Source organism: Vibrio sp. R10-SG-ISO4, from assembly GCF_059834135.1.
Genome location: NZ_JCBDHJ010000002.1, coordinates 196,108 through 221,171, shown reverse-complemented (window position 1 = coordinate 221,171; position 25,064 = coordinate 196,108). Strand labels below are relative to the sequence as shown.

Sequence of the window (25,064 nt, the reverse complement as noted above, 5' to 3'; positions counted from 1 at the left end):
GCCTTTTAGACATCGAGCGCAGGCCGCGATTAACGAATAATGCCGCGTTCTGTATTTTCCAGCATGTGCGAGAAGCGTCCGACAGAGGCAAACTCTTTCGCCATTTCCGCCAAGATAGGTTTCACTTCTTCCATGGTTTTGCCTGAGCGGTAGATTTCTTTGTACGCTTTTTGTAGGGCGCGAATCTCAGCTCTTTCAAACCCATTGCGCTTAAGGCCAACCAAGTTCAAACCAAATGGGGTGGCGTGGTTACCTTGCGCTAAGACATAGGCAGGCACGTCTTGGACGACAGCAGAACAGCCACCGATATACGCGTAAGCACCCACCGTACAGAAAGGGTGAATCGCTGACAGTGCCATCACACCCGCGTAATCTTCCAAGGTTACGTGACCACCTAAAATGGCGTTGTTTCCGATGTGTGTATGGTCACCAACAATCACGTCGTGTGCGATGTGTGCGTTAACACACAATAGGTTGTCGTTACCAATGACCGTCGTCGCTTTGTCTTGCACCGTACCACGGTGGATCTGCACCGCTTCACGTATGACGTTGCGATCGCCAATCACCACTGTTGTCTCTTCGCCGCCGTATTTCTTATCTTGGTTCTCTTCACCAATGACCGCGTGCGGGAAGATGCGGTTCTCTTTACCTATCGTCGTATGACCTTTGATCACGACATGGGACATGATTTCTGTGCCCTCACCAATCTCCACTTGGCCGGAGATGTAAGTGAAAGGCCCAACGGTCACATTCGCAGCGATGGATACGTCACCTTCGATGACCGCAGAAGGGTGAATTTGAGCCGTCTCATGAATCATATTAGAACTCTCGACGAGCACATTTAAGCTCTGCTGAACAAACCACTTCGCCATCAACCGTTGCTACACCATTGAATGCAGCAATGCCGCGGCGCTCTTTCAAAAATTCTACTTTGATAACCAGTTGATCACCTGGAGTGACCGGTTTACGGAACTTGGCTCCGTCGACACTGGCAAAGTAGTACAACTCGTTCTCAGAAGGCGCACCAAACGATTTAAACGCCAGAAGACCTGTCGCTTGTGCCATCGCTTCCAAAATCAGTACACCAGGGAACACTGGGAGTTGCGGAAAATGACCCGTAAACTGAGGTTCATTGACTGAAACATTTTTGATCGCCGTGAGGTACTGCGCTTCTTGAAAATCCGTCACACGGTCAATGAGCAAGAATGGGTAGCGATGAGGCAACAATTCCTGAATTTCAGTAATGTTCATCGTTTTATTTTCAGTAGTCAAAGTCATATTCCTATGTTGAATGCTAAATTCTTTTAAGTTGTGGCGCATTATAGACGAAAAAGGCTCGCAAATCGCGAGCCTTCGCTGACAAAAACGCATGAGCCGTCAGATAGACTGAGCAGCGCTCAACGCGCGAGTGCCTGTGGCACACCCTGTTAGTCAGGCTGTTGGTTTTCCAACTGCTTTTCGACCGCTTTCAAACGCTTGTTCATCTCATCAATGCGATGAACACGAGCGGCGGTTTTACGCCATTCACGATTGGTCTGAAGAGGAATACCTGACGAGTACATGCCTTTCTCTTCAATACCTCGCATCACCATGCCCATACCGGTAATGGTAACGCCATCGGCAATCTCAATATGACCATTGATCACGCTGCCGCCACCAATGATACAGTACTTGCCAATGGTGGTACTGCCAGCAACAATCGTACCACCCGCCATCGCGGTACCATATCCGATGTGTACGTTGTGCGCGATTTGCAATTGGTTATCAAGAATGACGTTATCTTCAATCACCGTATCGTCAAGCGCGCCACGGTCAATCGTGGTACATGAACCGATTTCAACTCGGTTACCAATACGAACGCTACCAAGCTGAGGAATTTTAACCCACTCACCTTTCTCATTGGCATAGCCAAAGCCGTCTGAGCCAATCACAGTGTTGGCTTGCACTAGACAGTCTTCACCAAGAGAGACTTGATGATAAATGCTCACATTCGGCCATAGCTTGGTGCCTGCACCAATTGAGGCGTTTTTGCCAATAAAGCAGCCCGCGCCAATCGAGACATTATCACCCAGTGTTGCGCCTGACTCGACCACCGCATTCGCGCCAATCGAGACATTGCTGCCCAGTGTCGCATCCGCGGCGATAACGGCACTTGGCGCGATTTCAGCCGCCGGCATAGGCGTAGTGTCTAGCGCTTGCGCCACTTTGGCGAATGCCACGTAAGGGTCGTTGACAACAAGCACGTTGCCGTGGCATTGCTCTCGCTGGGCCTCTTTGACCATCACCACAGTGGCTTGGCACTGTTCTAAGTGCTTGGCGTACTTTGGGTTAGAAAGAAAAGTGACGTGGCCCGTTTGGGCCTTGTCCATCGGGGCAACCATAGTGACGGTCGCCGTTGCGTCGCCATACAATTGACCCGAGGTAATCGTTGCCAGTTCGGCAAGAGTCAGAGTTTTCATAAACGATTATTTAAGTGCTTTGATCACATCTTCAGAAATATCGAATTCAGGCTTACCGTATTGCAATGCAGTAATATCGATCACGAGATCGTAGCCTTCTTTTTCAGCGATTTTGTTCACCGCGTCTTGAATTACTTTAAACAGTTTCTGCTTCTCTTGTGCTTCACGACGAGCAGACGCTTGCTCAAGAGATTGACCTTTAATGCGGAATTCATTTTCGAGCTGCGCAATTTCGATACGCGCTTTTTCGACATCTTCTTGGCTCATCAGCTCAGCGTCACGCTTAAGTTTTTCCACTTTGGTACGCGCTTTCGCTTCAATCGCTTTTAGCTCGTCCGCTTTGTCTTTAAAGTCTTCCTGCATTTTCTGCAGAGCAACTTCACGTTGGGGCAGAGCCTGAAACACCATGGCGGTATTGATGTAACCAATTTTTTGCGCCGCTTCTGCTGCATGAGCAAAAAGAGAAGACGTCATAATAACAAGGCCAAGGCCCGCCGCTTTGATAGTTTTGTTCACTGTAAAATTCCCCTTTAGAAGGTTCTGCCGATTGTGAAAGTGAAGAATTCTTCGTCATCACCTTCGTATTTCTTAATAGGTTTCGCGACCGAGAAGACCAATGGTCCCATCGGAGACATCCATTGCAACGCCGCACCGTATGATGCACGATAGTTGGTTGGATCTGAGTAATCCTCATAGTATTGAGTGCCCGCATAACTCGCATCGTAGTTAAACTCGGTATCCCACACACTTGCCGCGTCGACGAACACACTGGTTCGGATTTGGCTGCGCACTTCATCAGACGCAAATGGCGTCGGTACAATCAGCTCCATACTGGCCAGCGCGATAGCATTACCACCAACCGAGTCGTCCGTTGCCACCACACAGCCGTCGTTTCCACTGCTTGGAGGACAGACGCTCGAGTTGCTGGAGTTGTAAACCGCCCTTGGACCTGCTGAGTTAGAACCAAAGCCACGTAATGTGGTGAAGCCACCCGCGTAGTAGTTCTCATAGAATGGGAACAGGTTATCGTTGCCATCCGTTTGACCGTAACCGTTACCGTAACCCAAGCGACCACGCATCAACAAGGTAAACTCGTGCTTTTTAGTCAATGGCACATACTGTCTCACGTCGTACTGCAGCTTAAAGTACTGTGCGTCTGAGCTAGGCACGGTGGCCTTGGCGAACGCACGTTGGTAGTTACCTGCTGTTGGGAAGTAGCCCTTGTTGAGGTTGTTGCGCGTCCAAGAGACATTCACGTCAAAATCTTGAGTGATGATGTTATCGCTTTCACCTTGACCAATACTGGCAGCAAACTGCTGCGCCTGATCGTAGGTGGGCACGTTACCGATGTTGTTATGGGTGTAGCCTAACCCGAATTCGAAACGGTTGAGTTCATCAAACGGGAAACCCCAAGTCACACTAGTACCATAACTTTCGTTGGTGTAGTCGATGATCCCCGCTTCTGAGGCTTCAAATTCGTTGTAGAAAATCTTACCGCCCATACTGACACCATCGAGGTTCCAGTACGGATCACGATACTCAAGGCTGACGTTCTTCTGGTAGTCGTTCATCATTGCACTGATACCGACGCGATCTCCAGAGCCCGCAAAGTTATCTTGTTGCAAACCGACCTGGAAACTGACCCCCGACTCAGTGCCGTAGCCAACACCAAAGTTAATGCTGCCTGAGTTGGCTTCTTTGACGTTGTAGACAAGATCTACCTGATCATCACTGCCCGGAACTCGTACCGTCTGGACATCAACGGTTTCGAAGAAGCCCAAACGGCTCAAACGGTTTTTACCCGTTTCTATCGCGCGCGAGTTAAGCCAACTGCCTTCCATCTGACGCATTTCACGGCGCAGCACTTCGTCTTTGGTCGCATTGTTACCGACAAAGCGAATATCACGAACGTAGATACGATTGCCCGCCTCGACATTGACAATCAGAGAGACCTGCTGATTTTCATCATCAAATTCAGGAATGGTGGTCACTTGTGGATAGGCATAACCGGCTTCACCCAGTACGCGCTTGATGTTCTCTTCAAGAGAGGTCACGGCAGAGCCATTATAGATTTCGCCGTTTTCGAACGTGACCAAATTTTGCAGCTCTTGCTCTTTACCGATCAGTTCACCACGGAATTGGACATCTTTGACGGTGTACGGCAAGCCTTCTGATAACCCCAGCGTGATGTACACCCCTTTTTTATCGGGTGAAATCGCGACTTGCGTCGAATCCACTTGGAATTTTAAGTAACCACGATCCAGGTAGTACGATCTTAAGGCTTCAATGTCGCCCGCTAAGACTTGCTTTTGATATTTATCATCGGCGAGGAAGTTCCACCATGCGACATCCACATTGAGATTGAAACGGCTCAACAGCTCTTCATCTTCGAAGACTTCATTGCCGATAAAATTGATTTGTTGGATTTTCGCAGAGACACCTTCAGAGAAGACGAATTTGACATCACTCCGGTTACGCGGCAGCGGCGTCACGACCGCTTTGACTGACGCATTGTATTTACCCACGCTGTAGTAGAAATCTTCCAACCCTTTCTCAATATTGGACAGGGTAGTACGATCCAGCGCTTCACCGACGCGCATTCCGGAGGCGTCAAGGTTTTGCTGCAACTGCTCTTCTTTGATCGCCTTGTTCCCTGAGAAAGAGATGCTGGCAATCGTTGGGCGCTCTTTGACTTGCACCAACAACACATCGCCATCGCGAAGCACTTTGATGTTCTCAAAGTTACCTGAATCGTAGAGTGCACGAATGATCTCAGAAACGTCTTGCCCATCGACAGTGTCACCGACACGGACAGGCATTTTCAAAAGCGCCGCACCGAGAGCCACACGCTGTAACCCTTCGATCTGTATGTCTTCAACCACGAAGCTCTCGGCACCGTTTGCGCTCACACTCGTCGCGAGAAGCGTCGCAAACAGAATATTTTTCATCGCCATATTTGTTTTAGTTATTCCTTTCTACACCCTTCGCCCCGTTTAAAGACGAGCAAAATCATTGAAAATCGCCACTGCCATGAGAGAGAATATAATCGCACCGCCGATACGGTAACCCATTTCCTGGACTTTTTCAGGCACAGGGCGTCTGATTATGGCTTCAATAGCAAAAAACAATAAATGTCCACCGTCGAGCATCGGCAGTGGAACGAGGTTTATAATGCCTAAATTCACGCTGATAAGCGCAAGGAAGCCGAGAAAATAGACCAAGCCATAATCGGCGGTCGTTCCTGCTCCTTTCGCGATCGAAATAGGTCCACTTAGGTTGTTCAATCCAACATCACCGACAATCAGTTTTTTCAGCATACTGATGGTCAAGGTGATCACTTGCCCGGATTTTTCAATCGCTTTACCGACTGACTCAAATACACCAAATTGCAGGTCGAAGCGATAGCTTTGCGGCCATTCTGCGACTTCTGGAGCAATTCCCGCAAACCCAATCACTCGCTGGTCTGAAAGCGCTCGGCTGTCTGGTGTTAAAGACACGTCCACAGACTGGCCATCACGCTCCACCTTGAGTGCAAGCGCGCGATTAGGGCTTGCTTGAATGGTCTCGACGACCTGCTGCCAACTCTCGACAGCCCGTCCATCGATACTCACTAACGTATCACCGACAAGCAGGCCAGCACGTTCACCGGCACTTCCCTCGCCGACATTGGTCAAACGAGCGGAAATCTCTGGCGTAAAGGGAATAAATCCAAGCGCTGACATAGCAGACTGCGTCTCAGGGTCAAAGTTCCATTCATCTAAATAGAGCACTTTGGTTTCTTCGACCCCCACACCGTCCGCCGGTGCGACGGTCAGGGTCAATTGACTGTCGCCAATATGGCGGATAAGCCCCATATTGACCGACTCCCAATCTGCGGTTTTGACGCCGGAAACCGCTTTAAGTTCCATGCCAGGTTCAAGACCGGCTTGCGCCGCAATCGAGTATGGCGTGACTTGTCCCACGACCGGTCTCACCGCAGGGACACCAATGATGAACACCAACCAATACGCGAAAATGGCAAACAGGAAGTTAAATGCTGGGCCTGCCGCGACAATAGCGCTTCGCTTCCACAACGGTTTACGGTCAAAGGCGAACGCTTGCTGATCCTCAGGCACATCATCCACTCGGCCATCAAGCATTTTCACGTAACCACCGAGAGGGATCAAAGAAATAGAGTACTCGGTGCCATCTTTACCGACTTTACTCCATATGGATTTACCAAAACCGATAGAGAATTTTTCGACTTTTACGCCACAGCGGCGCGCCACCCAAAAATGGCCAAACTCATGCACGGCGACCAAAATGCCTAATGCAATGATAAATGAGATAAAGTTCCACAAAATACCGGTCATAGCGTCCGTCCGTTCATGGTTTCTATGGCGAATGCACGTGCCATACTATCGAGCTCTAGAATGCTCTCCAAACTATCACATTGCCCCTGACCACGGCTAGCACAGATCCGATTAGTGACCTGCTCATTGATGCGAGCGATGTCAGTGAACGCCAGTTTACGATCAAGAAAAGCCTGCACTGCAACTTCGTTGGCCGCATTGAGCGCAGTGGTCGCATGCTGGCCTTCAAAACAGGCATCAATGGCCAATTTCAAGCAGGGGTAACGTTGGTAATCCGGCTGTAAAAAGGTCAGTTCGCCCACTTGAGTAAAATCTAACGGTGCCACACCAGCAGCAATACGCTCAGGGTACGAGAGTGTCAGCGCAATCGGCGTTGCCATATCCGGCTCGCCCATCTGAGCCAAGACGGAGCCGTCACGATATTGCACCATTGAGTGGATCACAGATTGAGGGTGGATCAGAACTTTGAGTTGCTCGCGGCGAGCATTGAACAGCCATTTTGCTTCAATAAACTCAAGCCCTTTATTCATCATGGTGGCCGAATCCACCGAGATTTTTGGCCCCATGGACCAGTTGGGATGAGCAATCGCTTGTTCTGGGGTCACCTGCTCTAGACTCGCAATGTCGCTGTAGCGAAACGGCCCGCCAGAACCGGTCAAAAGAATATGGCTAATACCCTGCTTTTCAAGATCGCAGCGCCCTAGCTCCGTTTGCGCCTCGACGGGCAAACATTGGAAGATGGCATTGTGCTCGCTATCGACAGGCATTAACTCCGCGCCATACTTGGCAACCGCGTCGATAAAAAGTTGCCCAGACATCACCAACGCTTCTTTATTGGCAAGCAGCACTCGCTTACCGGCTTTCACCGCCGCCATGGTCGGTAACAAACCGGCCGCGCCGACAATGGCCGCCATCACGGTATCGACATCATCCAGCGCCGCCATTTGGCACATTGCATCCACACCAGATAAGACATCAATGGTGAGCGACTCTCCGGTTAACGCTAACTTGAGCGCGCGCGCAGCATCATCGCTCGCCATGACCGCATACTGGGGTTTCCACTTAAGGCACAACTGGCGCATTTTCTCGACGTTGTGTCCCGCGACCAAAGCAACGACCGAATAATGTTCACGATTCTGTTCGAGCACCTTAAACGTACTGTCACCAATCGAACCTGTCGCGCCGAGTATTGTCAACTTACGCATAGTAGTTACAACCAAGAAGGTAAAGGCAAGCGCTGGCTTGCCTTAGAATTAGAAAATGAAGTAGAGCAGCGCAAACACGGGAAAGGCAGCCGTCAAACTGTCAATGCGATCCAATACACCGCCATGACCAGGAATGATGTTACTGCTGTCTTTAATGCCAGAGACGCGCTTAAACATGCTCTCTACCAGATCGCCCAATACTGAGATAATCACCGTCGCTAAGGTAATCCCGACCATCACAAATGCGTTGGTAAACGGAATCTCAAACCAATGTGAAAAGCCCCAAGCAACTAAACTGGCGGTCACCATTCCGCCCACTAATCCTTCAATGGTTTTATTGGGGCTCACTTTAGGTGCCATTTTATGTTTACCGATGCTTTTACCGACAAAGTAGGCACCGCTGTCCGCCGCCCAAACAATCAAACAGACAAATAGAACCAAACGCGCGCCGTGGAAAGGATCGCTATAGAGGTCCTGCGCACGCAGCATCACCACGCTCCAGAAAAAGGGCAATAGCGTTAAGATTCCGAAAAGGTGTCTGAGCAGCGTCGACCCCTGCCACAGTGTGGCGGATTTGGGATAGGTAATCGCCAGCACGCTGGCAAAAAGCCACCAACCACAACCTAAGCCTAGTAAAGTAAGGTGGGATAAGGAAATCTCATTTAAGCTGTACGCATCAAATGGGACAAAGAACGCACTGGCCGCAAACAGTATCGCTGCAGGGACAAGTGCTAAGTAGCGGGATTTGGCCTCGACAAATTGAGTCCACTCCCAAAAACCTATCATAGTGACCACGGCCAGCGCCGCCATAAACGTAGGTAAAGACAGTTGAAAGATGCCTAAAATGACTAACGGAGCAAGGATAAGTGCCGTTATTATTCTTTGCTTCAAACTTAAATCCTTTATTCGCTTTTCATCAATGCCTTGATTTGTTCACCTGTACACCCGAACCGTCGTTCGCGATTAACAAACCAAGTCACTGCTTCGACAAGACTATTCTCGTCAAATTCTGGCCAGTAGATCGGCGTAAAGTAGAGCTCAGCATACGCCATCTGCCATAGCATGAAGTTGCTAATTCTACACTCTCCACTGGTTCGAATCATCAAATCGACCTCAGGAATGTCGTTCATCGACAAATGATCGGTCATTAATGATTCAGTAATCTCTTCTGGTGCAAGTTCACCGCGAGCCACTTTGCTGGCAATCGCTTTGGTCGCTTCCACAATGTCCCATTTGCCGCCGTAATTCGCCGCAATATTGATCACCATTCCGCTATTGTTCGCCGTTAAGGCTTCTGCAGCGGCAATTTTCTCTTGCAAGCGTTCATTAAAACGAGACTTGTCACCAATGATTCGCAGCTTGAGGTTGTTCTTATGCAGTTTCTTTACTTCTGATGACAGCACAGAAATAAACAACTCCATCAACACGCCGACTTCTTCTTCTGGTCTGCGCCAATTCTCGCTACTGAAAGCAAACAAGGTGATGGCCTTGATGCCGAGTTTAGCGGAAGTCGAAATCGCCTTACGTACCGCTGCCACTCCATTTTTATGGCCAAAGACACGCGGTTTACCTTGTGCTTTCGCCCAACGGCCATTGCCGTCCATGATGATTGCGATGTGTTTAGGGAGTACGTCAGGTGAGAGTTGAATGTTTTGCATAAGAGGGATTGGGTTTCCAGCAGGGTCGAAGAGATGCAATAAAAAAACGCTGTGCTGTTCGCCCAGCGTTTTTACTCATGGGCAGTTTAATGACTATTAAACTTCCATCAACTCTTTTTCTTTTGCTGCTAGCACTTCGTCAACTTTCTTAACCGCTGCGTCAGTCAGTTTCTGAATTTCATCTTGTGCTTTGCGATCTTCGTCTTCAGAGATCTCTTTGTCTTTCAATAGCGCTTTAAGGTCGCCATTGGCATCACGACGAATGTTACGAATCGCCACGCGAGCACCTTCTGCTTCACCGCGAACGATCTTAACGAGGTCTTTACGACGCTCTTCTGTCAGTGGTGGCAGAGGAACACGGATGATAGTGCCCGCAGACATTGGGTTTAGCCCCAAATCAGACATCATGATCGCTTTTTCTACTTTCTGAGTCAGCTCTTTGTCGAATACCGTGATCGCCAGTGTACGCGCATCTTCCGCAACAACGTTCGCGACTTGGTTTAACGGTGTTGGTGCGCCGTAGTACTCAACTGAAATACCAGAAAGAAGGCTTGGGTGAGCACGACCAGTACGTACTTTAGATAGGTTGTTTTTTAGCGCTTCAACGCTTTTTTCCATGCGCTCTTGAGCGTCTTTTTTGATTTCGTTAATCACAATATCACCTTGATGTGTCATTCTTATCGAAGTCTCCCCACTAATGGGATGACGACCTTCGAAAGGCAATACCGTAGCCAACACAATGCTCGCTACGGTTGAATTCAATTAGTTTGCAGAGCTAATCAGTGTGCCTTCAGCTTCACCCATAACCACGCGGCGCAGTGCACCAGGTTTGTTCATGTTGAACACACGAATTGGCATTTTGTGGTCACGAGCCAGAGTAAATGCGGCTAAATCCATTACTTTCAGTTCTTTATCAAGAACTTCAGCGTAAGATAGCTTATCATACAGCTCCGCGTCTGGGTTGGCTACTGGGTCTGCAGTAAATACCCCGTCCACTTTTGTCGCTTTGAGAACCACGTCAGCTTCAATCTCAATACCGCGCAGACACGCCGCTGAATCTGTTGTGAAGAATGGGTTACCTGTACCGGCAGAGAAGATCACAACGCGACCTTGGCGCAGCTGGCTGATAGCATCGGCCCAGTTGTAATCATCACACACACCTTTTAGAGGGATAGCGGACATCACACGCGCGTTCACATACGCACGATGCAGCGCATCACGCATCGCAAGACCGTTCATCACTGTTGCTAGCATGCCCATGTGGTCACCGACAACTCGGTTCATACCTGCCTCAGCAAGACCAGCACCACGGAACAAGTTACCACCGCCGATAACAACACCCACTTGAACGCCCAGTTCAACGAGCTCTTTTACCTCTTGAGCCATACGATCAAGGATCGTAGGGTCGATACCAAAACCTTCTTCGCCTTGTAGAGCTTCACCGCTCAGTTTTAACAGAATACGTTGATATGCTGGTTTAGGGTTTGTCGTCATGGAGTCTACCTTCCAATAAAGAGAGTGGTTGATTAACAGTCATGGATAGGGGAGAAAATCAAGTTCATAGACCCTAGTTCCTAGAGAAGAAATCCACTCTAGACTCTAGGAACTAGGCACTAGGCACTAAGCACCTAGGAACTCGCACCGAGTCACTATCACCCCTATTCATCACGGCTAATCGTTTGCACGCTAGTCATAAAAAGACCGCAGCCTTGGCTACGGTCTAAATAGTAAGCGCTACACTCAGGATTAACCTTTTTGAGCTGCTGCTACTTCTTCAGCAAAGCTCATTTCTGCGCCTTTCTCGATACCTTCGCCAACTTCTAGGCGAACGAACGTAGCAACAGAAGCGCCTTTCTCTTTCAGCATTTCGCCTACAGATTTCTTAGGCTCCATGATGAACGCTTGACCTGTTAGAGAGATTTCGCCAGTGAATTTCTTCATGCGGCCGATAACCATCTTCTCAGCGATCTCTTGTGGCTTGCCTTCGTTCATAGCGATTTCAACTTGAACTTCTTTCTCTTTAGCCACTACGTCAGCTGGTACGTCTTCTGGGTTAACGTACTCTGGCTTAGACGCAGCAACGTGCATTGCAACGTGCTTAAGAGTTTCAGCATCGCCTTCACCCGCTACCACAACACCGATTTTCTCACCGTGACGGTAAGAAGCGATTGCAGCACCTTCAACGTACTGAACGCGACGGATGTTGATGTTTTCACCGATCTTAGCAACTAGAGCAACACGCTCTTCTTCGAATTTAGCAACAAGCTCTTCAGCAGATGCTTTAGACGCTAGCGCGTCTGCTGCTACTTTCTCTGCGAATGCAGTGAAGTTGCCATCTTTAGCAACGAAGTCAGTTTGGCAGTTAACTTCAAGAAGAACAGCAACACCGCCTTCTTCTTTGATGATGATTGCGCCTTCAGCTGCTACGTTACCTGCTTTCTTAGCAGCTTTCGCAGCGCCTGATTTACGCATGTTCTCGATTGCTAGTTCGATGTCAGCGTTTGCTTCAACAAGCGCTTTCTTACATTCCATCATACCTGCGCCAGTACGTTCGCGCAGTTCTTTAACTAGAGCAGCAGTAACAGCCATTCTCTATTCCTCAGTTGATTCTGGATTGGGTAAAAAACAGGGGCCTACACACGTTCGGCCCCTATTGATAACTATAACTCAGTTTATGCGACAACAAGATTGCACATAAACCAAGTGTGACACGGAGCCGCTATTATTCAGCTTCTACGAAACCGTCTTTTTCAGCAGCTGCAGCTACGTCTTTGTTACGACCTTCTGTAACCGCTTGAGCAGCAGCGTTTAGGTATAGCTGTACTGCACGGATTGCGTCATCGTTACCTGGGATAACGAAGTCAACGCCGTCTGGGTTAGAGTTAGTATCAACAACAGCGTAAACTGGGATACCTAGGTTGTTTGCTTCTTTAACTGCGATGTGCTCGTGATCAGCGTCGATAACGAATAGAGCGTCAGGTAGGCCGCCCATATCTTTGATACCACCAAGAGATTTCTCTAGCTTCTCCATTTCGCGAGTACGCATTAGAGCTTCTTTCTTAGTTAGCTTGTCAAAAGTACCGTCTTGAGACTGAGCTTCTAGGTCTTTTAGACGCTTGATAGACTGACGAACAGTTTTGTAGTTAGTTAGCATACCGCCCAACCAGCGGTTGTTAACGAAGTACTGGTTGCTAGCAATAGCCGCTTCTTTAACAGCTTCAGATGCAGCGCGCTTAGTACCTACGAAAAGAACTTTACCTTTTTTCTCGCCAACTTTCGCTAGCTCAGCAAGCGCTTCGTTGAACATTGGTACCGTTTTTTCTAGGTTGATGATGTGAACGCGGTTACGAGCACCAAAGATGAATGGCTTCATTTTTGGGTTCCAGTAACGAGTTTGGTGACCGAAGTGAACACCAGCTTTCAGCATATCGCGCATTGATACAGTTGCCATTTTAAAATCCTCTATGGGGTTAGGCCTCCACATTCCCCATAACTCCGACTAGGCTTCTGCCCAGCACCCCGGAATATGTGTCGGAATGTGTGTGATTTAAAGATAAATGTGTTTGGATGTTGCCCGCTTCGCCACCTCAACGCATCAAGGTGAAGAGAACAGACCGCAATTCCGGCGCGCTTTATATCATATTTTTGCGTTGTTTGGCTAGAAAAAAAAACCACTTTCACCGCGTCCAACCCCCGCGAAATCACCGACCGTTACAGCAACCCTAGTCATTTTAAGGATTTATCGAGATTACACTTTCGCCCCTCTTCCTGTTAGAATGCGGCCATTCGCACCAGAGCGTGCTGACAGTGTTAGATAGAGAAAGCCGATGTCAATTAAGATCAAAACCGCACAAGAAATTGAACGCATGCGCATAGCTGGCGCATTGGCCGCTGAAATCCTAGAGATGATCGAGCCACACGTCCAAGTCGGCGTGACGACCGATGAGCTCAACCAGATTTGTCACGACTACGCCACCAGCAAAGGTGCGTACTCTGCGCCACTCGATTATCATGGGTTCCCGAAATCTATCTGTACTTCGATCAACCACATTGTTTGCCACGGCATTCCTGCCAACCAAGATGAAATTGGTAGCAACGGTCAGATGAAACCGGCGGTGTTAAAAGATGGCGACATCATCAACATCGACATCACAGTGATTGTTCCTGATGATGAAAACGCCGATCTTTCCGTGCGCCCAGCAGGCTACCATGGCGATACTTCGAAGATGTTCTTAGTGGGTGAGGTCTCCCCTGCCGACAAGCGCTTGTGTATGGTGACACAAGAAGCCCTGTACGTCGGGATGCGTAAAGTCAAACCGGGTGCTACGGTTGGCGATATTGGCAGTGCCATCGAGAAATACATCAAAGAGAACAACAAGAAAAACCCACGTAATAAGTTCTCTATTGTCAAAGACTTCTGTGGTCATGGTATCGGCAACGAATTCCATGAAGAGCCACAAATTGTTCACTATAAGAACAATGACCGCCGTGTGTTGAAAGAAGGCATGTGCTTTACCATCGAGCCTATGATTAACGCCGGTAAATTTGGTGTCAGCGTCGATGCCGAAGATGACTGGACGGTCTACACTGGCGATGGCAAAAAATCCGCTCAGTATGAGCACACCATAGTCGTAACGAACAACGGCTGTGAAGTGCTGACACTAAGAAGCGATGACACCATCCCACGCCTGATGAACAACGATTAACGATTGAATGGAATATCCCCGCTTACGGGGATATTTTTTTATCTGACTAACTTTGCTAGATTCCTAATTAGGATTTTTTTGCTGCATGGATTCGCTGTATGCCCTTTCAAACCCCTTTAGCGCTCGACGAGTCGCAACTCTCCGTCGCCGAGCTTAAACAGCAACTGGAACAGTTTGCTGAACATCAAAAGAATGAATTTCTCAACCATCACCCAGTGACTGACCTTGTCCTAGGTCGCTCTGACTACATTGATTTACTATTAAATCGACTGTGGCAACATTTCGACTTCGCCAACTTACCCAACATCAGCTTAGTTGCGGTAGGCGGTTATGGCCGCGGTGAGCTACACCCGCTCTCGGATATTGATATCCTGATTGTCTCTCGCCATACCTTACCGGAAGCGCTGGCCGCCAAAGTCAGCGAGTTTATTACCCTGCTATGGGATTTGCGCCTGGAGATCGGTCACGCCGTGCGTACGGTTGAGCAATGCGCGCAAATCGGCCGTGAAGACCTAACCGTTGCGACCAATTTGCAAGAAGCACGCCTGTTGTGTGGCTGTGAAGAGACCTTCCACAAGCTAAAGATGGAAATCCATTCAGAGAGCTTCTGGCCAAGCGAAATCTTCTATCAAGCGAAAGTACAAGAGCAACGTGAACGCCATGCGCGCTATCACGACACCACTTACAATCTGGAGCCCGATATTAAGTCAACTCCAGGCGGACTGCGGGATATTCACACCTTAAGTTGGGTCGCAAGGCGCCATTTCGGGGCCACTTCTTTGTTAGAGATGAGTAAATATGGTTTTCTCACTGACGCGGAATATCGTGAGTTGGTCGAATGCCAAGATTTCCTTTGGCGCGTGCGTTTTGCCCTGCATCTACAGTTAAAGCGCTACGACAACCGCCTCACCTTTGCCCACCAAGCCCAAGTTGCCGAGCTGCTCGGTTTTCAAGGTGAGGGTAATCGAGGTGTAGAGAAAATGATGAAAGAGTTCTACCGCACGCTGCGCCGTGTGGCTGAACTCAACAAAATGCTGCTTAAGTTGTTCGACCAAGCGATTCTGGACAATGGGATTGAGGCCGATCCTATCATTCTCAGTGAGGATTTTCAGCGCAGAGGACACCTAATAGAAGCGCGTAAACCTGCATTGTTCCAAGCGCGTCCTGAAACCATTCTGGATATGTTTTTACATATCGCCAACGACTCCACCATTGATGGCGTCGCCCCCTCCACCATGCGCCAACTTCGCACCGCTCGGCGCCGTTTGAATAAGTTTCTTCACACTATCCCAGCGGCGCGTGAAAAGTTCATGGATCTGTGCCGACACCCGAACGCCCTTACTCGCGCCTTTACACTTATGCACAAACTCGGAGTGTTAGCCGCCTATTTACCGCAATGGAGTCAAATTGTCGGTCAGATGCAGTTCGACCTATTCCACGTCTACACCGTCGATGAGCACAGTATGCGCTTGCTGAAACACATTCACACCTTTAGCTTTGCGCAAAATCACGACAAGCATCCGATCTGCTGTGAAATCTACCCACGAATTCAAAAGAAAGAGCTCTTGATCCTTGCGGCGATTTTCCATGATATCGGTAAAGGGCGTGGCGGCGATCACTCGGTGATTGGCGAAGGAGAAGCCTATGATTTCTGTATTGAGCATGGTTTGTCGAAACCTGAGGCCAAACTGGTTTCTTGGTTGGTTCGTCATCACCTCTTGATGTCTGTCACTGCCCAGCGTCGAGATATTTACGATCCTGAGGTGATCACAGAATTCGCCAAGCAAGTGCGGGATGAAGAATATCTGGAGTACCTCGTCTGCCTAACCGTCGCTGATATCTGCGCCACCAACCCTGAACTTTGGAACAGTTGGAAACGCACACTGCTCGCTGAGCTTTTTTACTCGACGCAACGTGCCTTACGCCGCGGTTTAGAGAACCCTGTCGATGTACGTGAGCGCATCCGTCACAACCAGCAGTTAGCTTCTGCGCTGCTGCGCAAAGAGGGGTTCAGTGCCAGAGAGATCGAAGTACTGTGGCAACGCTTTAAAGCCGACTACTTCTTAAGACACACCCACAAACAAATTGCGTGGCACTGCGCGCATCTGCTGCGCCATGACGATCCGGCTAAACCATTGATCTTAATCTCTAAGAAAGCAACCCGAGGCGGAACGGAAGTGTTTGTCTACAGCAAAGACCAACATGCTCTGTTTGCGACTGTGGTGGCCGAGTTAGATAGGCGCAATCTCAACGTTCACGATGCGCAGGTTATGACCAGTAAAGATGGCTATGTGTTAGATACCTTTATGGTGTTGGATCAACACGGTGAGGTCATTGATGAGACGCGCCACAAGGCACTGATTAAGCACTTGGTCCACGTACTCGAAGATGGCCGCCCAACCAAGATCAAAACCCGTCGAGTGCCGCGTAACCTGCAGCACTTCAAGGTGAAAACACAAGTCGACTTTCTGCCGACTAAGAGTAAAAAGCGCACCTTGATGGAGTTTGTGGCCCTCGATACCCCAGGACTGCTTGCCACGGTAGGAGCGACGTTTGCCGAATTGAATCTCAACCTGCACGCCGCCAAAATCACCACCATTGGTGAGCGGGCTGAGGACTTGTTCATTATCACCAGTGATCACACCGGCAAGCTCAGCGAAGAAGAAGAACAACGACTGCGTGAGACCTTGATCAAGAACGTGGCTGAGTTGGCGCCGTAAGCGATCTCGTCCACAAGTTGCAAAGCTGATTAAAAAACAACTATCTACCACGATCATAGGCTGCTACATTAACCTATGAACACTTTGTTTCCCTTCCCGGATGGGAAGGGGTTACTACAACACAAAAGAGGTAGCTTATGTTTCCAAACCTCACTGGTTTAGGTATTCACGAGCCTAAGCAAATTGAGCGCTATTCACTTCGTCAAGAAGCGCACAAGGATGTGTTAAAGATCTATTTTCGTAAGCAAAAAGGCGAATTGTTTGCGAAAAGCGTAAAATTCAAATATCCCCGCCAAGTCAAAAACGTACTCGTCGACAGTGGCAGTCACCAATACAAAGAAGTGACTGAGATTAATCGCAATTTAACGCTGGTTATCGATGAATTAAACCAAATCACGCGACCAGAAAAAGCGGCTGAAACGGACGTGAAACAGAAAATCTTGTCCGATCTTCGTCACTTAGAAAAAGTGGTCGCCAGCAAGATTGCCGAGATTGAAGCCGACTTAGAGAAGCTGAAATAAGCGTACTCTCAACCTAGAAAGACAAAGGACAGCGCAGTCGCTGTCCTTTTTTATTGCGTTCCATATTTTGCTGTCTCTATGACTAAGCCCTGCTATAGCCAGCCTGCATATCGACCAATGAGATAGAGTGATACCGAAGCCATGAGGCCAGCGACGATATCATCAATCATGATACCCAACCCGCCGTGAATACGCTTATCGAGCCAGCCAATCGGCCAAGGCTTGACCATATCGAAAAATCGAAACAAGACAAATCCGGTCAACAGCCACTTCCAATCCGTCGTCGACAGGCTAAATAGAGGCACCACTAGCATGGTTATCCAGAAGCCAGCAAACTCATCCCAGACGATCGAGCCGTGATCATGCACGCCCATGTCATCAGACGTCACTTGGCAAATTTTGACGCCAATCCAGCAAGAGAACAGCACCGCCACAATATAGAGTGGTAACGGTAGTTGGACTAAAAGAAGATAAAAAGGCACCGCAGCTAAGGTGCCCATGGTGCCGGGGACGATAGGAGAAAGTCCGCTGCCAAAGCCTGTCGCAAGCAGATGCCACGGGTTTTTCAGCGAAATAAGTGCTAAGGGATTTGTCATACTGATTCACTAAAATGATCATAGCCTTGTCGTGGCCATGTCATTGATTGTCCTTTTGAGTGAAGTTCCCAGTGACCCTGTGGGCGAATTTGGCCGATGCAGGTCACCTTACAATTACAGTGTGCTAGCGCACTCTCAATGGAGCCACGATTGGCCTCGCTGACGGTAAAACAGAGTTCGTACTCTTCGCCGCTCGACAACGCCATTTGCTGAGCACGTTCAGTGCTGGCCAAAAATGTCACCAGTTCATTAGAAACAGGAAGCGTGCTCACGTCAAGGCTTGCTCCAACCTCTGAGCATTCAAGAATATGCCCAAGATCAGCAATTAACCCATCAGAGATATCGACCGCGGCACTGGCGAGCCCCAACAAGGCTTGTCCGACCAAGACACGCGGCGTTGAATAGTAATGTCGATGTACTAACTCGCTTGCCAAAGGCTTTTGGGCCAAGCTTGGATCAAGGATCACATCCAACCCCGCTTGGCTATCACCAAGCTCTCCGGTGACGTAGATCCAATCCCCTACTTGAGCCCCATCTCGGCGTAGCGCTTTATTTGGGTCTACGTATCCCTGTACTGTTAAGGTCATACTGAGCGGCCCTTTGGTGGTGTCTCCGCCAATCAGTTGAATATCGAAATAGTCCGCCAATTGGTAGAATGCGTCACAAAATCCGCTCAACCAAGACTCATCAGCCTCAGGTAGGGTGAGCGCCAACGACACCCAAGCAGGTGTTGCTCCCATCGCCGCTAAATCACTGATGTTGGACGCCAACGCTTTGTGCGCAACAGCGTGAGGATCGGCATCGAGGAGGAAATGGGTCCCCGCGACTAAGGTATCAGTGCTGATCGCAATCGCCAGATCACTGCCTGGTGGTTGGACTAGCGCACAGTCATCGCCTGCCGCCAACAGCACGTCTTTGCGCTGCCCTTGTCGACCAACAAAATATCGATTAATTAGGTTAAATTCACTCGCCATACAGAATTTCTCACATAAAAAAGGTCAGCGCTTGCTGACCTTTTATCTCAAAACTACTGAGTTACTTTTTACGTACGTGTGGTGCGGCTTTATCCAGCACACCATTGACGAATTTGTGGCTGTCTTCTGCAGCAAACACTTTTGCCAACTCAATCGCTTCGTTGATGACCACTTTGTAAGGAACATCTTCGCGGCGAGTCATTTCATACATCGCAAGACGAAGCAACGCAAGCTCCATCATGTCCAAATCTTGCATTGGACGCGCGGTGTATGGGCGAATTTTGCTGTCTAGCTCTGTGTGACTTAGCACAACACCTGATAACAGGTCACGGAAGTAGGCAACGTCTGTATCTGGAGCAGAAAGCGCTGGCTCTTGAGCGTGGTGCTCTTCTTCATCGTACTTACCGCCCGATAAGAACTGCTCTTCAATTGTGGCAACATTTTCTTTGGTAATTTGCCAAGAGTAGATTGCTTGTAAAGCAAATCGACGTGCATTACGACGTGCGGCTGGTTTCACACTGGCCCCCATTAGGAATCAATTTCGGATAGAACGTTAATCATCTCAAGTGCGCTTAGTGCAGCCTCTGCACCTTTATTACCAGCCTTGGTTCCTGCGCGCTCAATTGCTTGGTCAATTGTATCAACGGTCAATACGCCAAACGCCACTGGTAAACTGTATTCCAATGAGACTTGAGCAAGACCTTTGTTACATTCACTACAAACATAGTCAAAGTGTGGTGTACCACCACGAATCACCGTACCAAGCGATACGATCGCGTCAAATTTACCGGTTTTTGCAACACGCTGAGCAACCAATGGCAGTTCAACTGCACCAGGGCAACGCACAACGGTGATGTTCTCTTCGCTAACTTGTCCATGACGCTTTAAAGTATCGATTGCACCAGACAATAGACTTTCGTTAATAAAACTGTTGAAACGAGAAATAACGATAGCAATTTTTGCATTTGGCGCTGGGAAGCCACCCTCGATCACTTTCATAAGCTTTCCTTTAACTATATTCATCAAGTGAGAATCGCCGGATTCTAGCATAAATTTGTGAGCAATATCTAATGGAAATTCGCACCGACTGGGGAGGTGGCAGACGATGCCACCTTCCACTCAATCCTGCTTATTCGCAGACGTACTCAACGACATTCAAACCAAAACCACCCAATGCATGGTATTTTTTGTTGGTCGATGACAGCAGACGCATATCATGCACGCCGAGATCTGCAAGAATTTGCGACCCAACGCCCACGCGACGTGATGTGCCTTGACGCTTGGCCAGCGTCGGCGCTTCCCCTTTGTCTTGCGCTTCAAACATCTTCACGCGGTGGATGAGTAAATCGGTCGACTCTTCGTTGCCCAAAATGACCAATACGCCGCCCTCTTCACCGATGCGCTTCATCGCAGCATCCAGGCTCCAGCTGCGGTCTGCGTTCCGGTTACTGTGCAGCAAGTCGGTAAAGGTATCTTGTAAGTGGACACGCACCAATGGGGTATGCGTCATCTCACCTTTGCACAACGCGTAATGGACTTGGTTATCAATAACATCACGGTATGTGACCAATTTGAACTCACCAAACTCCGTCGGCAATTGGCACTCTGCTACGCGCTCAATGGTGGTTTCCGTGTTGTTGCGATACTCAATCAAATCGGCAATGGTGCCCAGTTTGATGTCGTGCTTTTGCGCAAACACTTCCAAATCAGGGCGACGCGCCATCGTGCCGTCATCATTAAGGATTTCAACAATTACGCCTGCGGGCTCAAGACCTGCAAGGCGAGCCAAATCACAGCCTGCTTCGGTATGACCTGCGCGCGTTAACACGCCACCTTCTTGCGCGGCCAGCGGGAAAATGTGCCCGGGCTGAACGAGATCCGCCGCTTTGGCGTCTTTTGCCACTGCGGCTTGCACTGTACGGGCGCGGTCGGCGGCAGAGATACCCGTTGTCACTCCTTCAGCAGCCTCAATCGACACCGTGAAGTTGGTGGTATACTGCGCGTTATTGTCTTGCACCATAGGTGGCAATCCGAGCTTTTCACAGTGTGACTTGGTCATGGTCAAACAGATCAAACCGCGACCGTGGGTTGCCATAAAATTGATCGCTTCCGGCGTGACGTGCTCCGCCGCCATGATCAAATCCCCCTCATTTTCACGATCTTCATCATCCATGAGGATGACCATTTTACCCAAGCGAATGTCGTCGATGATTTCTTGAGGCGTACTAATTGGCATGATTCTGTTCCTTATTATTGGCGCGGCTTTTGCGGACGTTCGACGTCACTACGCAAATCCGTTTTGTTGTAAGAATTCGAGTGTTAGGGTGGATTCTGGCTGTGCAGAGGTGGAGGCCGTTAATAGACGCTCCATGTAACGGGCCAAGACGTCGACTTCGAGATTGACTTTACGCCCGACGTGGAAGTCGGCGATGGTGGTCTCTTCTCCCGTATGCGGCACGATAGTGAGCTTGAAAGCGTTTTTACGTAGCGCATTCACCGTTAAGCTAATCCCATCAACCGTGATGGATCCTTTCTCTGCCACATATTTCGCGATGGATTCCGGCATCGAAACCCAGAACTCAATCGCGCGACCGACACTGTTGCGCTCAACGATCTCACCAACACCATCCACATGGCCGGAGACAATATGACCGCCAAATCGAGTGGTCGGCAGCATGGCTTTTTCAAGGTTAACTTTGTCGCCCGCTTGATAATGGGCAAAGCCGGTTTTTTGCAGTGTCTCGAGGGATAAATCGGCGCTGTAACTGGTCGCGGTGTAATCCACCACCGTCAAGCAGACACCATTGGTCGCAATACTGTCGCCCAGTTTGACATCGCTCATGTCCAATTTACCGACCTCGACGGTCACACTGATGTCTTCCCCTTTGGGGGTGATGGCAGTTAGGGTCCCTACTGCCTCTACAATACCTGTAAACATATTAGGATTCTTTGTTAGCTAGTTTGGCGACAACACGAATGTCTTTGCCGACCATACGAATATCTTGAATATCGAGCTCGATGCATTCACTCATGGCACCAAGTCCTAAAGCACCGAGCAGGCCTCGTCCATCACTGCCCATCAGTTTGGGCGCGAGGTAGAGAATCAGCTCATCCACCAATCCCGCTTTGAGCACACTTTGCGCAAGCGTTGGGCCCGCTTCAATCCATAACTGATTGATGTTGTGATCTTGGGCTAAGCTGGCGAACGTAGCAAAGAGCTCCACACGTCCATCATCCCCGAGCGGTGCGTTGAGAGCGCCATTTGGCCCCACCACCAGCACCTCGCCCGATGTATTAAAGAGTTTAAGCTCTGGATGAAGCTGCCCTTGCCGGTCCAAAATGACACGCACTGGCTGACGGAGATCGGTGGGTGAGTATTGAAGTTTCAGCGACGCAGGCAAGTCATCAAAACGGACATTAAGTGAAGCATCATCGGCGATCACCGTTTGGCTAGTGGAGAGAATCGCACTGCTTTGCGCTCGGTAGCGCTGCACATCCTGACGGGCTTCTGGACTGGTGATCCATTGGCTCTCACCATTGCTAAGCGCCGTTTGTCCATCAAGGCTCGCCGCCAGTTTCAGTTGTACATAAGGCATTTTGCTGTGCATGTGCTTTAGGAAGAATGGGTTTAACGCCACAGCATCTTGTTCCAGCAGCCCGACTTGGACCTCAATACCCGCGGCGCGCAGCATTTCGATACCACGACCTGCCACTTGCGGATTAGGATCTTGCATCGCGCAGACAACCTTCGCGACTTGGGCATTGATCAAACCTTCCGCACAGGGCGGCGTGCGACCATAGTGAGAGCACGGCTCCAAGGTGACATAAGCGGTCGCCCCTTGCGCCTTGTCGCCTGCCATACGCAGCGCATGTACCTCAGCATGAGGCTCACCGGCTCGAAAGTGGAAACCTTCACCGACAATGTCGCCATCTCGGGTAATGACACAGCCAACATTAGGATTCGGCGCTGTGGTGTATTTCCCACGCTGTGCGAGTTCAATGGCGCGCGCCATCATTTGATAATCTTGTGCACTAAACATGCTCGCCTTTCACCACGCTTAACCGTTTAATCTTCGAGCTTGGCGATCTCTTCACCAAACTCACGAATATCTTCAAAGCTGCGGTACACAGACGCGAAACGAATGTAAGCCACTTTGTCGAGCTCTTTCAACTGCTCCATGACCAGATTGCCGATCATCTCGCTCGGCACTTCTCGTTCCCCTGTCGCACGCAACTTAGACTTGATCATGCTGATGGCCAACTCGACGGCATCGGCACTCACCGGACGCTTCTCAAGCGCTCGTTGCAAACCACCAATCATTTTATCTTCATTGAATGGCTCACGATTTCCGTTGGACTTGATGACTTTCGGCATCACCAATTCCGCGGTTTCAAAGGTAGTGAATCGTTCACTGCACGCTAAACACTGCCTGCGGCGGCGCACCTGGTGGCCGTCAGCTACAAGACGAGAGTCGATCACTTTAGTATCGTTCTCAGAACAAAAAGGACAATGCATATCACCTCCATATTAGTGGCAAACAGTGTAACGGAAATCCAAGAAGTTAGAAAAGCAAAAGGGGCAAACTTGCCCCTTTTTCAAATGGTGTCTGGTGAAAGTGTTAACTGCGCGGCAAGTAGTTCGCTTTACCGACCCATTTGTAGCTGGTGAGCTCTTCTAGACCCATAGGACCGCGTGCGTGCAATTTCTGGGTCGACACGGCAACTTCAGCCCCAAGGCCAAACTGCGCACCATCAGTAAATCGCGTCGCTGCGTTGACATACACCGCCGCCGAACCCACTGAGTTAATGAAACGCTCTGAATTTTCCAAGCTGTTGGTCATGATCGCATCGGAGTGGCTCGCGTTGTGAACACGCATATGGTCAATCGCCTCATTGACATCCGCCACCACTTTCACGCCTAAGGTGTAACTCAACCATTCGGTGTCAAAGTCGCCCTCTTTCGCGTCGCGAAGATCGCGTGCGCCCGCCATCAAGGCTTTCGCTTTAGGTTCTGCGACAAACGCGACACTCTCGTTCATGCGCTCAACAATCATAGGCAGAAAACGTTCCGCGACCGCTTGATGCACCAATAAGGTGTCTAGCGAGTTACATGCTGATGGACGCTGTACTTTGGAGTTTTCCACCACATCGAGCGATTTTGCTAGATCGGCACTTTCATCAACAAAAATGTGGCTAATGCCAAATCCGCCGATGATGACAGGAATCGTGCTGTTCTCTTTACACATTTTGTGTAAACCTGCGCCGCCTCTTGGGATGATCATATCGACGTACTCATCCAGCTTGAGTAGCTGAGAGACCCATTCGCGATCTGGATTTTCAATGTACTGAACCGACGCCGCTGGCAACCCGGCTTTAGCCAGTGCAGATTGGATGACCTTCACCAACTCCATATTGGAGTAAAACGTCTCTTTACCCCCACGTAAAACACTCGCATTGCCGGTTTTTAAACACAGCGCGGCAATATCGATAGTGACATTAGGGCGCGCTTCATAAATCACACCGACTACACCGAGCGGCACTCGACGGCGAGATAGAGACATGCCGTTCTCTAGCACCTTGCTGTCTATCTCACTGCCAACAGGATCATTGAGGGTGATCACATTGCGCACATCATTGGCAATACCGCTCAAGCGCTCAGGATTGAGCAGCAGACGATCAAGCAGGGCATCGGTCAACCCCGATTCGCGGCCCAGTTCGATATCCTTAGCATTGGCAGCAAGAATAAGGTCTGCATTAGCTTCCAATTCATCAGCGATGATCGCTAGGGCTTGGTTCTTCTGTTTCGTTGATGCGGTGGCAAGTTGAAAAGCAGCGTCTTTTGCTGCCTTGCCCATTGAAATAAGTTTCACTCT

At 49.4% G+C, this 25,064-nt stretch carries 25 protein-coding genes; 3 read left to right on the top strand and 22 right to left on the bottom strand.

All coding sequences use genetic code 11. From position 1 onward, the window contains the following. Positions 1-29 precede the first annotated feature (29 nt). The 13 genes from lpxA to rpsB all read right to left on the bottom strand — a co-directional run bounded on the left by lpxA (position 30) and on the right by rpsB (position 13,125). Positions 30-818 carry an acyl-ACP--UDP-N-acetylglucosamine O-acyltransferase gene (gene lpxA, locus AC6R03_RS01955; RefSeq protein WP_500631828.1) on the bottom strand — a complete coding sequence of 263 codons (789 nt, stop codon included), beginning with the start codon at positions 816-818 and terminating at the stop codon, positions 30-32. Position 819: 1 nt separating this feature from the next. Next, positions 820-1,272 (bottom strand): 3-hydroxyacyl-ACP dehydratase FabZ, encoded by a 453-nt coding sequence (gene fabZ / locus AC6R03_RS01950; RefSeq protein WP_334554476.1) that lies wholly within the window; start codon positions 1,270-1,272, stop codon positions 820-822. Positions 1,273-1,427: 155 nt separating this feature from the next. Continuing rightward, a complete protein-coding gene (lpxD, locus tag AC6R03_RS01945; RefSeq protein ID WP_487901274.1) occupies positions 1,428-2,459 on the bottom strand; it encodes a UDP-3-O-(3-hydroxymyristoyl)glucosamine N-acyltransferase in 1,032 nt (343 codons plus the stop codon). Between the two features lie 6 nt (positions 2,460-2,465). Then, positions 2,466-2,975: an OmpH/Skp family outer membrane protein gene (locus AC6R03_RS01940; RefSeq protein ID WP_334554472.1), complete on the bottom strand. Its 510-nt coding sequence runs from the start codon at positions 2,973-2,975 to the stop codon at positions 2,466-2,468. Positions 2,976-2,989: 14 nt separating this feature from the next. Continuing rightward, positions 2,990-5,413 (bottom strand): outer membrane protein assembly factor BamA, encoded by a 2,424-nt coding sequence (gene bamA, locus AC6R03_RS01935; protein WP_500631728.1) that lies wholly within the window; start codon positions 5,411-5,413, stop codon positions 2,990-2,992. A gap of 39 nt (positions 5,414-5,452) precedes the next feature. Further along, a complete protein-coding gene (gene rseP, locus AC6R03_RS01930) occupies positions 5,453-6,811 on the bottom strand; it encodes a sigma E protease regulator RseP (RefSeq protein WP_500631729.1) in 1,359 nt (452 codons plus the stop codon). Further along, the gene (gene ispC, locus AC6R03_RS01925) at positions 6,808-8,016 is read right to left on the bottom strand and encodes a 1-deoxy-D-xylulose-5-phosphate reductoisomerase (protein ID WP_500631730.1); all 1,209 of its coding nucleotides are present in this window, start codon (positions 8,014-8,016) and stop codon (positions 6,808-6,810) included. The genes rseP and ispC overlap by 4 nt, the downstream gene beginning before the upstream one ends. 48 nt (positions 8,017-8,064) lie before the next feature. Beyond that, on the bottom strand, positions 8,065-8,907 hold the full coding sequence (locus AC6R03_RS01920; RefSeq protein ID WP_500631731.1) for a phosphatidate cytidylyltransferase: 843 nt from the start codon (positions 8,905-8,907) through the stop codon (positions 8,065-8,067). A gap of 11 nt (positions 8,908-8,918) precedes the next feature. Further along, positions 8,919-9,674 (bottom strand): polyprenyl diphosphate synthase, encoded by a 756-nt coding sequence (gene uppS / locus AC6R03_RS01915; protein ID WP_334554463.1) that lies wholly within the window; start codon positions 9,672-9,674, stop codon positions 8,919-8,921. 96 nt (positions 9,675-9,770) lie between these two features. Then, on the bottom strand, positions 9,771-10,328 hold the full coding sequence (frr, locus tag AC6R03_RS01910) for a ribosome recycling factor (RefSeq protein WP_334554544.1): 558 nt from the start codon (positions 10,326-10,328) through the stop codon (positions 9,771-9,773). Positions 10,329-10,436: 108 nt separating this feature from the next. After that, positions 10,437-11,168, bottom strand: a complete 732-nt coding sequence (pyrH, locus tag AC6R03_RS01905; RefSeq protein ID WP_334554461.1) for a UMP kinase — start codon at positions 11,166-11,168, stop codon at positions 10,437-10,439. Between the two features lie 252 nt (positions 11,169-11,420). Continuing rightward, positions 11,421-12,263 (bottom strand): translation elongation factor Ts, encoded by an 843-nt coding sequence (gene tsf, locus AC6R03_RS01900; RefSeq protein ID WP_334554459.1) that lies wholly within the window; start codon positions 12,261-12,263, stop codon positions 11,421-11,423. A 133-nt stretch (positions 12,264-12,396) separates the two neighbouring features. Then, a complete protein-coding gene (rpsB, locus tag AC6R03_RS01895) occupies positions 12,397-13,125 on the bottom strand; it encodes a 30S ribosomal protein S2 (RefSeq protein WP_334554457.1) in 729 nt (242 codons plus the stop codon). 376 nt (positions 13,126-13,501) lie between these two features. Here rpsB and map point away from each other — a divergent pair, with 376 nt between their 5' ends. The 3 genes from map to AC6R03_RS01880 all read left to right on the top strand — a co-directional run bounded on the left by map (position 13,502) and on the right by AC6R03_RS01880 (position 17,621). Further along, positions 13,502-14,380, top strand: a complete 879-nt coding sequence (gene map, locus AC6R03_RS01890; RefSeq protein WP_500631732.1) for a type I methionyl aminopeptidase — start codon at positions 13,502-13,504, stop codon at positions 14,378-14,380. A gap of 98 nt (positions 14,381-14,478) precedes the next feature. Beyond that, on the top strand, positions 14,479-17,100 hold the full coding sequence (glnD, locus tag AC6R03_RS01885; protein WP_500631733.1) for a bifunctional uridylyltransferase/uridylyl-removing protein GlnD: 2,622 nt from the start codon (positions 14,479-14,481) through the stop codon (positions 17,098-17,100). 137 nt (positions 17,101-17,237) lie between these two features. Further along, positions 17,238-17,621: a DUF3461 family protein gene (locus AC6R03_RS01880; RefSeq protein WP_334554450.1), complete on the top strand. Its 384-nt coding sequence runs from the start codon at positions 17,238-17,240 to the stop codon at positions 17,619-17,621. A gap of 92 nt (positions 17,622-17,713) precedes the next feature. Here the strand turns inward: AC6R03_RS01880 and pgpA are convergent, their stop codons facing one another. From pgpA to AC6R03_RS01835, 9 genes are all read right to left on the bottom strand, one after another. Next, positions 17,714-18,217 carry a phosphatidylglycerophosphatase A gene (pgpA, locus tag AC6R03_RS01875; RefSeq protein ID WP_500631734.1) on the bottom strand — a complete coding sequence of 168 codons (504 nt, stop codon included), beginning with the start codon at positions 18,215-18,217 and terminating at the stop codon, positions 17,714-17,716. Further along, on the bottom strand, positions 18,214-19,191 hold the full coding sequence (gene thiL, locus AC6R03_RS01870) for a thiamine-phosphate kinase (RefSeq protein ID WP_500631735.1): 978 nt from the start codon (positions 19,189-19,191) through the stop codon (positions 18,214-18,216). Before thiL ends, pgpA begins: the two co-directional genes overlap by 4 nt. A gap of 61 nt (positions 19,192-19,252) precedes the next feature. Beyond that, positions 19,253-19,720 carry a transcription antitermination factor NusB gene (gene nusB, locus AC6R03_RS01865; RefSeq protein WP_334554444.1) on the bottom strand — a complete coding sequence of 156 codons (468 nt, stop codon included), beginning with the start codon at positions 19,718-19,720 and terminating at the stop codon, positions 19,253-19,255. Then, the gene (gene ribH, locus AC6R03_RS01860) at positions 19,720-20,190 is read right to left on the bottom strand and encodes a 6,7-dimethyl-8-ribityllumazine synthase (protein ID WP_053408902.1); all 471 of its coding nucleotides are present in this window, start codon (positions 20,188-20,190) and stop codon (positions 19,720-19,722) included. The genes nusB and ribH overlap by 1 nt, the downstream gene beginning before the upstream one ends. A gap of 130 nt (positions 20,191-20,320) precedes the next feature. Then, positions 20,321-21,427, bottom strand: a complete 1,107-nt coding sequence (gene ribBA / locus AC6R03_RS01855) for a bifunctional 3,4-dihydroxy-2-butanone-4-phosphate synthase/GTP cyclohydrolase II (protein WP_500631736.1) — start codon at positions 21,425-21,427, stop codon at positions 20,321-20,323. Positions 21,428-21,475: 48 nt separating this feature from the next. Further along, a complete protein-coding gene (locus AC6R03_RS01850; protein WP_500631737.1) occupies positions 21,476-22,129 on the bottom strand; it encodes a riboflavin synthase in 654 nt (217 codons plus the stop codon). Between the two features lies 1 nt (position 22,130). Beyond that, positions 22,131-23,231 (bottom strand): bifunctional diaminohydroxyphosphoribosylaminopyrimidine deaminase/5-amino-6-(5-phosphoribosylamino)uracil reductase RibD, encoded by a 1,101-nt coding sequence (gene ribD, locus AC6R03_RS01845; RefSeq protein WP_500631738.1) that lies wholly within the window; start codon positions 23,229-23,231, stop codon positions 22,131-22,133. Between the two features lie 26 nt (positions 23,232-23,257). Continuing rightward, a complete protein-coding gene (gene nrdR / locus AC6R03_RS01840; RefSeq protein ID WP_334554434.1) occupies positions 23,258-23,707 on the bottom strand; it encodes a transcriptional regulator NrdR in 450 nt (149 codons plus the stop codon). A gap of 103 nt (positions 23,708-23,810) precedes the next feature. Then, complete coding sequence (locus tag AC6R03_RS01835) at positions 23,811-25,061, bottom strand: glutamate-5-semialdehyde dehydrogenase (RefSeq protein ID WP_500631739.1); 1,251 nt, start codon at positions 25,059-25,061, stop codon at positions 23,811-23,813. Between the last annotated feature and the right edge of the window lie 3 nt (positions 25,062-25,064).